Annotated in this window: 10 protein-coding genes and 1 pseudogene; 8 read left to right on the plus strand and 3 right to left on the minus strand. The window is 72.5% G+C overall.

The window, feature by feature from the left end:
- Positions 1-35 precede the first annotated feature (35 nt).
- The 3 genes and pseudogenes from ectB to ABZ920_RS00215 form a co-directional block, all read left to right on the plus strand.
- The gene (gene ectB / locus ABZ920_RS00205) at positions 36-1,331 is read left to right on the plus strand and encodes a diaminobutyrate--2-oxoglutarate transaminase (protein ID WP_361496725.1); all 1,296 of its coding nucleotides are present in this window, start codon (positions 36-38) and stop codon (positions 1,329-1,331) included.
- A 176-nt stretch (positions 1,332-1,507) separates the two neighbouring features.
- A complete protein-coding gene (thpD, locus tag ABZ920_RS00210) occupies positions 1,508-2,413 on the plus strand; it encodes an ectoine hydroxylase (RefSeq protein WP_361496728.1) in 906 nt (301 codons plus the stop codon).
- Positions 2,414-2,562: 149 nt separating this feature from the next.
- A pseudogene (locus ABZ920_RS00215) lies at positions 2,563-2,727 on the plus strand (SAV_915 family protein); the annotation flags it as partial.
- A 141-nt stretch (positions 2,728-2,868) separates the two neighbouring features.
- On the opposite strand, the gene ABZ920_RS00220 reads toward ABZ920_RS00215, so the two are convergent.
- Positions 2,869-3,678 carry a formate/nitrite transporter family protein gene (locus ABZ920_RS00220; RefSeq protein WP_361497559.1) on the minus strand — a complete coding sequence of 270 codons (810 nt, stop codon included), beginning with the start codon at positions 3,676-3,678 and terminating at the stop codon, positions 2,869-2,871.
- Positions 3,679-3,930: 252 nt separating this feature from the next.
- Between ABZ920_RS00220 and fdh the strand changes: the two genes are divergently transcribed.
- The 3 genes from fdh to nrfD are packed head-to-tail and all read left to right on the plus strand — an operon-like array spanning position 3,931 to position 9,289.
- Positions 3,931-7,221, plus strand: coding sequence for a formate dehydrogenase (gene fdh / locus ABZ920_RS00225; RefSeq protein WP_361497562.1), 3,291 nt, complete (start codon positions 3,931-3,933; stop codon positions 7,219-7,221).
- A complete protein-coding gene (locus ABZ920_RS00230) occupies positions 7,218-8,237 on the plus strand; it encodes a 4Fe-4S dicluster domain-containing protein (RefSeq protein WP_361496731.1) in 1,020 nt (339 codons plus the stop codon). Before fdh ends, ABZ920_RS00230 begins: the two co-directional genes overlap by 4 nt.
- Positions 8,234-9,289, plus strand: a complete 1,056-nt coding sequence (gene nrfD, locus ABZ920_RS00235; RefSeq protein WP_361496734.1) for an NrfD/PsrC family molybdoenzyme membrane anchor subunit — start codon at positions 8,234-8,236, stop codon at positions 9,287-9,289. Before ABZ920_RS00230 ends, nrfD begins: the two co-directional genes overlap by 4 nt.
- On the opposite strand, the gene ABZ920_RS00240 is transcribed toward nrfD, so the two are convergent.
- Positions 9,226-10,050: an MFS transporter gene (locus ABZ920_RS00240; protein ID WP_361496737.1), complete on the minus strand. Its 825-nt coding sequence runs from the start codon at positions 10,048-10,050 to the stop codon at positions 9,226-9,228. The genes nrfD and ABZ920_RS00240 overlap by 64 nt on opposite strands.
- A complete protein-coding gene (locus tag ABZ920_RS00245) occupies positions 10,014-10,376 on the minus strand; it encodes an STAS domain-containing protein (protein ID WP_361496740.1) in 363 nt (120 codons plus the stop codon). The genes ABZ920_RS00240 and ABZ920_RS00245 overlap by 37 nt, the downstream gene beginning before the upstream one ends.
- Before the next feature lie 181 nt (positions 10,377-10,557).
- On the opposite strand from ABZ920_RS00245, the gene ABZ920_RS00250 reads away from it, so the two are divergent.
- Positions 10,558-11,037 carry an ATP-binding protein gene (locus ABZ920_RS00250; RefSeq protein ID WP_361496743.1) on the plus strand — a complete coding sequence of 160 codons (480 nt, stop codon included), beginning with the start codon at positions 10,558-10,560 and terminating at the stop codon, positions 11,035-11,037.
- 270 nt (positions 11,038-11,307) lie between these two features.
- Complete coding sequence (locus tag ABZ920_RS00255) at positions 11,308-12,087, plus strand: alpha/beta fold hydrolase (protein ID WP_361496746.1); 780 nt, start codon at positions 11,308-11,310, stop codon at positions 12,085-12,087.
- Positions 12,088-13,138 lie beyond the last annotated feature (1,051 nt).

The raw sequence follows: 13,138 nt of genomic DNA on the forward strand, positions 1-13,138 counted from the left end.
CGATTCTTTTTCTCTGTGCTGAGGAGCGTGCCATCATGGCGGTCACGCAGCCCGAATCCGATGTCTTCGAAAGCCTCGAATCCGAGGTGCGAAGTTATTGCCGAGGCTGGCCCACGGTATTCGACCGCGCGCATGGGAGCCGATTGCACGACGAAAACGGGAGATCCTATCTCGACTTCTTCTCCGGCGCCGGCGCCCTGAACTACGGACACAACAATCCGGTACTCAAAAAGGCACTGCTCGACTATGTGGAACGGGACGGTGTCACCCACGCCCTGGACATGTCGACGGCCGCCAAACGCGCTTTCCTGGAAACCTTTCGGGACACCGTGCTGGAGCCGCGTGAGCTGCCCTACAAGGTGATGTTCCCGGGCCCCGCCGGAACGAACGCCGTCGAAGCCGCCCTGAAACTGGCCCGCAAGGTCAAAGGCCGGGAAGCCGTCATCTTCTTCACCAACGCGTTCCACGGCATGACGCTGGGCTCCCTCGCCGTCACCGGCAACGCCTTCAAACGGGCGGGCGCGGGCACGGCGCTGGTGCACGCCACCCCCATGCCCTTCGACCACTACCTGGACGGGCGGACGCCGGACTTCGTGTGGCTGGAGCGGTTACTGGCGAGCGAGGGATCGGGCCTGAACCCCCCGGCGGCCGTGATCGTGGAGACCGTGCAGGGCGAGGGCGGGATCAACGTCGCACGGGCCGAGTGGCTGCGTGACCTCGCCGAACTGTGCCGCCGCACGGACATGCTGCTGATCGTCGACGACATCCAGATGGGCTGCGGCCGCACCGGCGCGTTCTTCTCCTTCGAGGAGTCCGGTATCACCCCGGACATCGTGACGCTGTCGAAGTCCGTCAGCGGCTACGGCCTGCCGATGGCGCTGACCCTGTTCCGTCCCGAGCTGGACGTCTGGGAGCCCGGCGAGCACAACGGCACCTTCCGCGGCTGCAACCCGGCCTTCGTGACGGCCACCGCCGCGCTGGAGGAGTACTGGAGCGACGGCCGGCTGGAGAAGCAGACCCTGGCCCGCGGCGAGCAGGTCGGGCAGGCGCTGCACGACATCGCCGCCGAGGGGCCGGCCCCCGCGCCCGGCGTGCGCGGCCGGGGCCTGGCGTGGGGCATGGAGTTCGCCGACACGTCACGCGCCGCAGCCGTCTGCGCCCGCGCCTTCGCGCGGGGCCTGCTCCTGGAGACGTCCGGCCCCGAGGGCGAGGTCGCCAAGCTGCTCCCGCCGCTGACCGTCAGCGACGAGGAACTGGAGGAGGGCCTCGCGCTGTTCGGCTGCGCGGTGCGGGAGACCGAGCGCCCGCCGCGGGCCCCCGCCCGCCGGTGAGCGCGCGAGCGGCACCCGGGGGACGCAGGCCGTGCGCCACGCGAGGAAGGAAGGTGGCGACTCGTCGTGATTCCGGCTGTTTCGAGGAGATCGAGGACACCGTCCGGAGGACCACGACGAGGACGGTGTGCACCAGCTGCCGACGACATCCGCGACCGAGAAGGCGTGAGGACACCATGACGACGCTCTCCCACCACCGCCGGACCACCGACCCGTACCCGACCCGGGGCAGGACCGAGGGGACGGTGCCGCGCCGGGACCCCGTGGTGTGGTCCGCGCCCGGCACGCCGGGCCCCCTCGACCGGGCCGCGCTGACGACCTACGAGCACACCGGGTTCACCACCGTGGACGCGCTGCTGGACCCCGACGAGGTGGCTTCCTACCGCGCCGAGCTGGACCGGCTGATCCGTGACCCGGCCGTCCGCGCGGACGAGCGCGCCGTCGTCGAGCCCGCGTCGCAGGACATCCGCTCGGTGTTCGAGGTGCACCGGATCAGCGAGGCCTTCGCCGCGCTGGTGTCCGACGAGCGGGTCGTGGGAGTGGCCCGCCAGGTCCTCGGCTCCGACGTGTACGTCCACCAGTCCCGCGTCAACGTCAAACCGGGCTTCGGGGCGAGCGGCTTCTACTGGCACTCCGACTTCGAGACCTGGCACGCGGAGGACGGACTGCCCCGCATGCGCGCCGTGTCGGTGTCGATCGCGCTCACCGACAATCACACCACCAACGGCAGCCTCATGATCATCCCCGGCTCGCACCTGACCTTCCTGGGCTGTGCGGGTGAGACGCCGGAGGACAACTACCGGACGTCGCTGAGGATGCAGGAGGCGGGCACACCGTCGAACGAGGCGATCGCCGCGCTGGCCGGCCCGAACGGGATCCGGCTGATCACGGGCCGGGCCGGCTCCGCGACGTGGTTCGACTCCAACTGCATGCACGGCTCGGGCGACAACATCACCCCGTACCCGCGCAGCAACGCCTTCATCGTGTTCAACAGCGTGGAGAACACGCCGGAGGAGCCCTTCGCGGCCCCGGCACGGCGGCCCGCGTTCGTCGGAGCACGTGACTTCACGCCGGTGAGGTGAGAGCCAGGCCCGTCAGGTGACGCCGGTGAGGTGAGAGCCAGGCCCGTGAGGTGACCGCCGGGCGCGGCGATCCGCATCCGGCGGTCACCACGGGTGCGACGCGGCCACGCGCGTCGCACCCGTGGTGACCGATCAAGGACCTCGGACCCATGGCAGACGTGCGATTCCGTACCCCCGGCGGGCGCCGGAACGCTGTCGCCTTCACCACCTCCGCGCGGCTGCGGGCGGCCCTCGGCCAGGACCAGCACTGGATCCGGCTCTCCCTCTCCGCGCTGCGCTCCCTCGCCTCACCGCTGGGGTGCACCACCCTCACCGTCGACCCGCAGAGGACGGCGGAGCCGGGCGCGGTGACCGTTTTACGCCCCGTCCGGACACCGGCAGGCGCCGGCCGGGGCCGAAGCGGTGAACGGCCGGACCCGGCTTCCCCAGCGGGCCCGGCCCGGCGCGGGCGCCGTTCAGGAACCGGCCTCCTCCGCGGGGCCCTCGGCGTTCAGCACCGGGGAGCTGCGCACCAGGCGCAGCGCCGTCGTCAGTACCAGGCCGCCGACGATGTTGCCGAGCACCGCCCAGCCCAGCCACCCCAGCCAGTCGGCGTAGCCGTACGCCGTGCCGCCGGCGTGCAGGCCGGCGAACGCGATCAGCGAGTCCAGGATCGAGTGCCACAGACCGAGCCCGGCCAGCACGAACGCGGCGGCGATCGAGGCGACGAGCTTCCCCGTCATCGAGTCGGTGCCGTGGTGCATGCGGGTCATCAGCGTGATGACGGCGCCCCCCAGCACGGTGAGGCAGAAGGTGCTCAGCGTGTAGCCCCCGTCGACGAAGTGCGCGCCCGAGGTGGCCGCGGTCTCGTGCAGCCGCGGGAAGGCCTGCATGACCAGCCAGGTGAACACCCATCCGCCGACCAGGTTCATCACCAGGACCACCGCCCACATCCGCAGCAGGTCCAGCCAGGTGGCCGCCCCGGCGACCACGGTGACGACGGGCACCAGGAAGCCCTCCGTGAACAGCTCGCTGTGGCCGAGCAGCAGGGCGATCAGCCCCACGGAGAAGGCCAGTCCGGCCAGCAGCTCGCTGCCCGTCTCCTGCCGCACGAACAGCAGCGCCATGATGCCGACGCCGACGTCGATGCCGCCGAGCAGCGAGGTCGCCACCAGGGACGTCCAGGTGCGGTGCAGCCGCGGCCGGCCCTCGGCGACGATCCGTTCCGCGGCCTCGGCGACGCGCCGCTCGCCGGGGCCCTTCATGATGTGGTCGTCCGGCTGCATGGCGGTTCCTCCGCTCTCGCGTCACCGCGGAAGTGGCTCCTGCTGGCATGGTCGCAGGATTCGGTGGAACAGACCTTGCGTGGATCCGGCCGCGGCTCCGCCGCCCGCGCCGTCACGGCGGAGCCGCCGGCCGGTCACGGACGACGGACCGTGTGCTCCGCGCTCCGGGTGGTCGCTTCGGCCCGGTTGCGGGCGCACGCCCCCGGCGTAGAGTCTGAGAGGCCGTACGCCCCCGCACGAAGGAGCTGGGAGATGGGCCTGGAACGGTGGCTCGGGGAGTGGCCGGTGTACCGGCAGCTCACCGGAGCCGATCGGCTGGGGCGCGGCAAGGCCGCCCAGTCCCGGCGCTCGGCCGGACTCACGCCCCGCACGGACCGCGCCGACCGGGTCGTCGACTCGGTGTGCCCGTACTGCGCGGTGGGCTGTGCCCAGCGGGTGTACGTCGAGAACGAGCGGGTCACCCAGATCGAGGGCAACCCGGACAGCCCCATCTCCCGCGGCCGGCTGTGCCCCAAGGGGTCCGCGAGCAAGCAGCTCGTCACCGGCCCGCAGCGGGAACAGAAGGTGCGCTACCGGGCGCCGTACGCCACCGAATGGCAGGACCTCGACCTCGACACGGCCATGGACATGGTCGTGGACCGGGTGCTGGACGCGCGGCGCAGGGGCTGGCAGGACGAGGACGAGTCCGGGAACACGCTCCGCCGCACCATGGGCATCGCCAGCCTGGGCGGGGCGACGCTGGACAACGAGGAAAACTACCTGATCAAGAAGCTGTTCACCGCTCTGGGCGCCATCCAGATCGAGAACCAGGCGCGTATTTGACACTCCGCCACCGTTCCCGGTCTGGGAACCTCGTTCGGACGCGGCGGCGCGACCGACTACCAGCAGGACCTGGTCAACGCCGACTGCATCATCATCATGGGCTCGAACATGGCGGAGGCCCACCCCGTCGGGTTCCAGTGGGTGATGGAGGCCAAGGCGCGCGGCGCCCGGGTCATCCACATCGACCCGCGGTTCACCCGCACCAGCGCGCTGGCCGACCAGCACGTCAACCTGCGGGCGGGCACCGACATGGCGTTCCTCGGCGGCGTCATCAACCACATCCTGTCCAACGACCTGTGCTTCAAGGAGTACGTGCAGGCGTACACCAACGCCCCGTTCCTGCTGAGTGAGCGGTTCCAGGACACCGAGGACCTGGACGGCCTGTTCAGCGGCTACGACCCGCACACCGCGTCCTACGACTCCTCCAGCTGGGCGTACGAGAGCACCGACGTGGACGAGCGCGTGAGCCACCGTGACAAGGAGCAGGCCGCGCCCTACCAGCACGGCGCCGGCGGCCCGGTCATCGAGGGAGGCGCCGAGGAGATCGCCTCCGACCCGACCCTGCAGCACCCGCGCTGCGTCTACCAGGTCCTCAAACGGCACTTCGCGCGCTACACCCCGGAGATGGTCGAACGGATCTGCGGAGTGCCCCGCGAGCTGTTCCTGGACGTCGCCCGGGCCTGGACTCAGAACTCCGGGCGGGAGCGCACGGCCGCGCTGGTGTACAGCGTCGGCTGGACCCAGCACTCCGTCGGCGCCCAGTACATCCGGGCCGGCTCGATCATCCAGCTGCTGCTGGGCAACATCGGCCGGCCCGGCGGCGGGATCTACGCACTGCGCGGGCACGCCAGCATCCAGGGCTCCACGGACATCCCCACGCTGTTCAACCTGCTGCCCGGCTACCTGCCGATGCCGGACACCACGCACCGGGACCTGGCCGGGTACCTGGACGCGGTCCGCAGCCCCCGGCAGAAGGGATTCTGGGCCAACGCCGACGCCTACATGGTCTCGCTGCTCAAGGAGTACTGGGGCGACGCGGCGACGGCGGACAACGACTACTGCTTCGACTACCTGCCCCGCATCAACGGCGACCACGGCACCTACCGCACCGCCATGGACATGGTCGACGGGAAGGTCTTCGGGTACTTCCTGCTGGGCCAGAACCCCGCGGTCGGCTCGGCCCACGGCCGCCTGCAGCGCCTGGGCATGGCCAACCTCGACTGGCTGGTCGTCCGCGACCTGACCATGATCGAGAGCGCCACCTTCTGGAAGGACGCCCCCGAGGTCGAGACCGGGGAGATCGTGCCCGAGAACTGCCGCACGGAGGTGTTCTTCTTTCCCGCCGCCTCGCACGTGGAGAAGTCCGGCACCTTCACGCAGACCCAGCGGATGCTGCAGTGGCGCGACCAGGCCGTCGAACCCAGCGGTGACCAGCGTTCGGAGCTGTGGTTCTTCCACCACCTCGGCCGGCGCATCAAGGAGAGGCTGGCCGGCTCGACCGACGACCGCGACCGTCCCGTGCTCGACCTCGCCTGGGACTACCGCACCGAGGGCGACGAGCCGTCCGCGGCGGACGTCCTGCGCCACATCAACGGGATCGACCTCAGCACCGGGCGCACCGTCAGCGGCTACCCCGACCTCAAGGCCGACGGCAGCACGTCCTGCGGCTGCTGGATCTACAGCGGCGTGTACGCCGACGAGGTCAACCAGGCCCGGCGCCGCAAGTCCCGGTTCGAGCAGGGGCCGTACGAGGCCGAGTGGGGCTGGACCTGGCCGCTGAACCGGCGCGTGCTGTACAACCGTGCCTCGGCCGACCCGCAGGGCAGGCCCTGGAGCGAACGCAAGGCCCTGGTCTGGTGGGACGAGGAGCGCGGCGAGTGGACCGGGCACGACATCCCGGACTTCGAGAAGAACAAGCCGCCGAGCTACCGTCCGCCCGAGGGGGCGTCGGGTCCCGAGGCGCTCGGCGGCGAGGACGCGTTCATCATGATGGCCGACGGGAAGGCCTGGCTGTTCGCGCCCAGCGGCCTGGCGGACGGCCCGCTGCCCACCCACTACGAGCCGCACGAGTCGCCCGTGCGCAACCTCCTGTACGGCCAGCAGGCCAACCCCACGCGCAAGGTGTACGGGCGCCGCGACAACCCGTCCAACCCGGCGCCGCCCGAGGCGCACGGCGAGGTCTTCCCGTTCGTGTTCACGGCGGCGCGGCTCACCGAGCACCACACCGCCGGGGCCATGAGCCGCCAGCTGCCCTACCTCGCGGAGCTCCAGCCGGAGCTGTTCGTGGAGGTGTCGCCGGAACTGGCCGCCGAGCGCGGACTGCACCACATGGACTGGGCCCACGTGATCACCAGCCGGACGGCGGTGGAGGCCCGCGTCCTCGTCACCGACCGGCTGGCTCCGCTGCGGGTCGGGGGCCGGACCATCCACCAGGTGTGGATGCCCTACCACTGGGGCCACACGGGACTGTCCCACGGCGACGTGGTCAACGACCTCATCGGAGTGGTGACCGACCCCAACGTGCTCATCCAGGAGAGCAAGGTACTGACCTGCGACGTCCGTCCCGGCCGGCGGCCGAGGGGCGCCGCGCTGCTGGAGTACGTCCAGGACTACCGCCGCCGGGCCGGGATCACCCCGGCGACCGGCACCCGTATCGCGACGGCCGGCGACGGCCACACGCCGGCCCACACCGAAGAGGACCGGCCGGAGGGCACCACATGACGCAGGAGCACAGCCTCTACGGGCCCCTCGAGGACCCCGCGGGGAACGCCGGCCACCGCGACCACCCGCCCCGGGTCGGCTTCTTCACCGACACCTCCGTGTGCATCGGCTGCAAGGCGTGCGAGGTCGCCTGCAAGGAATGGAACAACGTCCCCGACGACGGCCTCGACCTGCTCGGCATGTCGTTCGACAACACCGGCATGCTCGGGGCGAGTTCCTGGCGGCACGTCGCCTTCATCGAACAGGAGCGCCCGTTGGGGCGGCAGGACCCCGGCCTCACGGACCTGCCCACCGGCCCCTCCGCCACCGAGCACACGGCCCAGATCACCGCGGACGCCCTGCGCGACGCCCCCAGGGGCGGCGGCGAACTGGGCACCGAGCCGGTGGACCTCGGCTTCCCCTCATTCGACCTGCCCGGCGCCTCCACCGGCGCCGAGAGCCGCACCGACTTCCGCTGGCTGATGTCGTCCGACGTGTGCAAGCACTGCACGCACGCCGGATGCCTCGACGTGTGCCCCACCGGTGCGCTCTTCCGCACCGAGTTCGGCACCGTCGTGGTCCAGCCGGACATCTGCAACGGCTGCGGCTACTGCGTGTCCGGCTGCCCGTACGGCGTCATCGACCGGCGGCCCGACGACGGCCGGGCCTGGAAGTGCACCCTGTGCTACGACCGGCTGCGCGGCGGCCTGGAACCGGCCTGCGCCAAGGCCTGCCCCACGGACTCCATCCAGTTCGGGCCGCTCGACGAACTGCGGGAGCGGGCCGACCGGCGGCTGGAGCAACTGCACGAGGCGGGCGTGGAGGAGGCACGGCTCTACGGCCGCGACCCCGAGGACGGAGTGGGCGGCGACGGCGCCTTCTTCCTGCTGCTCGACGAACCGGAGGTCTACGGCCTGCCGCCGGACCCCGTGGTGCCCACACGCGACCTGCCGTCCATGTGGAAGCACGCCGGCGTGGCCGCCTCGGCCATGCTCGCGGCCGCCGCCGCCGTCTTCCTCAAGAAAGGCCCCCGATGACCGACGACGACCCCGTCCTCCGTGAGCCGCGCAGCGACGCGGGCGCCGCCGACGTCCAGGCGCGCACCTTCGGCTCGGGCCCCGAGCGCGGCGGCCGGCAGGGCCGAACCGCGGGGCCCGACGGCGAGTTCCGTTCCTACTACGGCCGGCCGGTACTGAAACCGCCGGTGTGGGAGTGGAAGGTCCCGGCCTACCTGTTCACCGGCGGCCTGTCGGCCGGCGCCACCCTGCTCTCGGCGGGCGCGGACCTGACCGGCCTCCCGGCCCTGCGCCGGGCCGGGCGTCTGGGCGGCTTCGGCGCGCTGCTGGCCAGCACCTACCTGCTGATCGCCGACCTCGGCCGCCCCGAGCGCTTCCACCACATGCTGCGGGTGGCGAAGCCGAGTTCACCGATGTCCGTCGGCACCTGGATCCTCGTCGGCTACGGGCCCGGCAGCGCGCTGGCAGCCGCTGCCGAACTGCTGCCCGCCTCCGTGCGCGGCACCCTGCCCGGCCGGCTGCTGCAGCGCGCCGCCCGCCCGGCCGGTCTGTCCGCGGCCCTCTTCGCTCCCGGCCTGGCCTCCTACACTGCGGTCCTGCTGTCCCAGACGGCCGTCCCGGCCTGGCACGAGGCCCGCCGTGAACTGCCCTTCCTGTTCACCGGCTCCGCGGCCGCGAGCGGGGCCGGACTCGGCATGCTGCTGGCGCCGGTGGCCGAGGCGGAGCCCGCCCGGCGGCTGGCCGCGGTGGGCGCCACGGCCGAACTCGTCGCCGCCCGGCTGATCGAGCGCCGGCCCGGTCTGGAGCTCAAGGCCTACACCAGGGGCCGGGCGCACCGCCTGCGGCGTGCCTCGGAGTACCTGACCCTGGGCGGGGCCCTGGCCGCGGCGACCGTCGCCCGGCGCAGCCGCCCGGCCGCGGCGGTGGCCGGGCTGGCCCTGCTCGCCGGCAGTGCCCTGCAGCGGTTCGGCACCTTCGACGCGGGCGTCGCCTCCACGAAGGACCCGGCCTACGTCGTGGTTCCCCAGCGCGAACGTCTGCGGGCCCGTGGCGGCCGGCACGTCACCGGCTGATCCGCGCGCGGAGCAGGGGGGCCGGGACGGCGTCCCGGCCCCCGGCCCTGTGCGGCGTCGGCGCCGACGGCCCGGCGCCGGCGCCCGGGAGAGCCGCTCGCACGAGGAGGCGTGAACGGACTTCCCCGACGGGAACCCTCGGGGAAGTCCACCCGACGAGGACGCAACCCGGCCCGGCTCGCCGGGCGGGAGGTCCGCACGGGCGGAACCGAACCGGGGATCCGCCGGCCGAGCCGTCCGGCGGCCGGGCGGATCCCCGGGTGGCGTTCAGTCATCTCCATCGCGATCAGGAGGTCGAACCCCCGGACGGCGAGGGCGGCCAGGCTCGTGGCCGGTGCCCGCACACTGAGGAGGAGGATCTCCGGTGCGATCAGCCACACCACCGACTGCATGGCGAGGACGGCCAGTCCGAACGTCACGCGCCACCCGCCGCTGCCGGCGAAGAGCCGGCCGCACAGGTACGGGATCAGCCGGCCGATGGCCACCGTGAGCTGGAACAGGACCATGAGACGGCCGTGGATCGCCCGGGGAGCCACCTCCGCGATGTGGACCGGCACCATGTCGGACGCTCCGCCGAAGTCCCGCCTCGGGAGGCGTGCGCCACGAGAAGCCGGCCACGAGCAGCCGCACCGTGAGGAGTTGAGGCCGCACGAACCCGGACCGCCGCGGTACCGACACGGCTCCGGCCGGACCCGCCGGCGTCCGCCCGGTGCCGCGGCCGCCCTCAGGGGGTGAGCGCTTCCCGGAGCGTGGGGTGGCACGGGATGACGGCGTCGACGCCGACGAGTTCGACGATGCGCATCACCGGCGCCTGCGGCCCCGCCAGGCGGAGCCAGCCGCCCGCCCGGGTGAGCTGGTGGTGGGCGGCGATGAGGGCGTTGATGCCGGTGGAGTCCATGAAGGTGACCTGCCGCATGTCGGCGACGGTGCGCGGCGAGGCGCCGGCGTCGGCCGACAGGGCCTTCTGGAGGGCGCCCACGGTGTGGTGGTCGATCTCGCCGGCCACGGTCAGGACGCGCATGCCGTCCGTCGCCGTGGAGACGACCGACAGCCGCCCGGGGCCCTGCGTTGTGCCGGTTTCCGCCATCTCGTCCTCTGTGCATGGGTCATGACCGGCCTGACCGGCCGGATCCAGCGTATGGTGCCCCGGGATCACGCGGGTGATGCACCCGTGTGGCCGACACCACAGCCGTGACGGGGGCGCGTGGAGGCGTAGAGAGCGCGACTCCGGGTAAGAGCGCGTCGTGAACGGAGTGAAGGCGGTCTGGATGGAACCTGCGCCCTTGGGGGAGGACGGCTTGGCGCCGGACACCGGTGCCATCCGGACCTCGGCCACCCTGGACGGGGACGGCACCTGCATCGCCCAGGCCCGTCACCTCGCCGCCGAGTTCCTGGTGTCCGTCCAGTCCGTGCACGGCATCCCCGTCTCGCAGCGCGCCCTGGACCTGACCCAGCTCGTGGTCAGCGAGCTGGTCACCAACGCGCGGAAGTACGCGCCCGGTCCCGTCCAGCTGGACCTGCGGGTGACCGGCGGCCTGGTCGAGGTGGAGGTGTGGGACACCGACCCGATGCTGCCGGTGGCCAGGGCCGCGGACGCGGGCCGGGTGGGCCAGCACGGCCTGGAGATCGTGATGGCCGTCTGCCAGGGCTTCGAGGCGCAGCGCGAACCGGTCGGCAAGCGCATCACCGCCCGACTGGCCCTGATGGACGACCCCGGCGGCGACATCGCCGGCCACCGCCCGCTCTGACCGCTGCGACCGGCCCCCGCGGCCGCGGGTTCCCTGCGGGGCGAACCCGGATCCGCTCGCACCCCGTGTCCGGACTCCCAGCTTCCGGATCAGCCCCGGCGACACCGTGGGGCCGGACCGGTGGCGGTCGGCCGGCGGAAGTCGTCGCCCGGACCCGGGGCCCCGGGTCCAGGATGGTCGAGAGCCGTCCGGCCGGGACGCCGGGGCGGCTCGCACCGCTGTGGACGCCGAGATGCCGGACCGGGTGCCGGCTGGGAAGGGTGGGCGAAGGTGGGCAAGGACCCCTGGATCCGGGAACTGCGCCGAGGGCGGCACGCCGTGGCGCACGTGGTGTTCCTCCCGCACGCGGGCGGCGCCGCGACGTACTTCCTGCCGTTCGCCCGGCACCTCCCCGAGACCTTCGACGTCAGCGCCGTCCAGTACCCCGGCCGGCAGGAGCGTCTCGACGAACCCCTCGTGCCCACCGTGGAACTGCTCGCCGACCGGGTGGCGGACTCGCTGCGGCGGTACGCCGGCGACGGCACGCCGCTCGTCCTGTTCGGCCACAGCATGGGGGCGAGCGTGGCCTACGAGGCGGTGCTCCGGCTGGCCGCCGGGAACGCCGCCGACTCGTGCCGGCTGGTGGTCTCCGGCCGGGGGGCGCCGTCGGCGCCGCGCGAGATCCTCGCCCCCGGTGAGTCCGACCGGGAACTGCTCGACCACCTCGTCCGACTGGGCGGCACGGACGCCGAACTGATCCGCAGTCCGGAGCTGATGGAGCTGTTCCTGCCCGCCCTCCGCAACGACTACCGCGCGGTCGCGCGCTACCGGCCCGCGGTGGGCACCGCGGTCGACGTGCCCGTCCTGTGCCTCACCGGGGAGGCCGACCCCCAGGTGACCGTCGAGGAGGCCGCCGCCTGGAAGGCGCACACGTCCTCGGACTTCCTGCTGCGGACGTTCCCCGGGGGCCACTTCTTCCTCATCGACCACGTGGACGCCGTGACCGGACTGCTGACGGACTGGGCCGGACCCCGGGGCGGCGGTCCGGCGGCGGCCGCGGACGGCGGGTGACAAAGGTCGGGTCACCCCGGTGACCCGACGCCTGGCCCTGTGCTGCCGACTCGGTCGCACGCGGGGTCGGCCGCACATTCCGGACCGCATCGGATGCACGCGCCCGCGCACGGACCGTAACCGTGCGCCCCCTTCGTGCCTTCGCGTCCGGGACCTCGCCCCCGCCGTCGCGGCACCCTTTCCGCCACCCGCCGGCCGGTTCGCGTCCAGTCCCGAGTCGACAACTGGCCGAATCGCCGTGCGCATACCGGCCCATGACCGACCATCGGCCATCCCCGGCCGCCGGGTCGCGGTGTCCGGGCAACGGCCCTGGTCGCGGGCGTACCGGTGCGAAAGCCATGATTCTTTGGACATTCGTGAGTTTGAAGGGGAGTCGCGGGGGCACACGCCGGGGCGACGATCCGGCCGGACCGTTGCACAAGGGGAGACCCGCACGAGGCGAGATCCGCTGAGGCCGACAGGTGGCCGCGGCGGAAGCCCGAGACAAGCACTCTCCGTAAGATCTCAGGGGGTTGCTATCGGGTGACGCACCGTGAAGACTGTGGCCGAGTTCGACTGGAACGAAGGTGTTCTGGAGTGCGCATTGTGCCAACCATCGGACAGGGCTTGTCGGATGCGCGCCCTCGCTCACCGTGTTCCGGGCGTCGGGACCCCTGGGGCCCGTCGTGAGTTCATGTGTGCTGGGGGAGAGCCCCGCGCGGAAAGCGCGCGGGAGGTACCACTGGGGGGATTGCGATGCCGGGTCGGTCCGCGGTGCGGGCACCGATGTGGGGGAACGAACGCACAAGGAGCCCCGGCGCCTTCCGCCGGACGTGTTGAGGCCGCGCGGCCGCCCCGACGACCGACTGAGGCGTCCGTGGCCGGCGCGCCGTCCACCGGAATCCCGGGTCGTCTCCACACCGGCGGCCCGCCGCCTCCGCGGTGAGGCGCCGCAGGTGGCGTGACGAGGTCCACCGCCCCTCCCGGGCGGAGCGGCCGTCCGCGCCGAAGCCATCCGAGTGGGGCCCGGGACGGCCCCTTCCCAGCACATCGAAACAGCGAACACACCGGC

The sequence above is a fragment of the Streptomyces sp. NPDC046831 genome, from assembly GCF_040645305.1.
GTDB lineage: Bacteria > Actinomycetota > Actinomycetes > Streptomycetales > Streptomycetaceae > Streptomyces.

What these genes read in the sequence shown, in the direction of transcription:
- ABZ920_RS00230 (WP_361496731.1), top strand. Translation starts at nt 7,218, where the DNA reads ATGACGCAGGAGCACAGCCTCTACGGGCCCCTCGAGGACCCCGCGGGG.
- ectB (WP_361496725.1), top strand. Translation starts at nt 36, where the DNA reads ATGGCGGTCACGCAGCCCGAATCCGATGTCTTCGAAAGCCTCGAATCC.
- ABZ920_RS00245 (WP_361496740.1), bottom strand. Translation starts at nt 10,376, where the DNA reads ATGGCGGAAACCGGCACAACGCAGGGCCCCGGGCGGCTGTCGGTCGTC.
- thpD (WP_361496728.1), top strand. Translation starts at nt 1,508, where the DNA reads ATGACGACGCTCTCCCACCACCGCCGGACCACCGACCCGTACCCGACC.
- ABZ920_RS00220 (WP_361497559.1), bottom strand. Translation starts at nt 3,678, where the DNA reads ATGCAGCCGGACGACCACATCATGAAGGGCCCCGGCGAGCGGCGCGTC.
- nrfD (WP_361496734.1), top strand. Translation starts at nt 8,234, where the DNA reads ATGACCGACGACGACCCCGTCCTCCGTGAGCCGCGCAGCGACGCGGGC.
- ABZ920_RS00250 (WP_361496743.1), top strand. Translation starts at nt 10,558, where the DNA reads ATGGAACCTGCGCCCTTGGGGGAGGACGGCTTGGCGCCGGACACCGGT.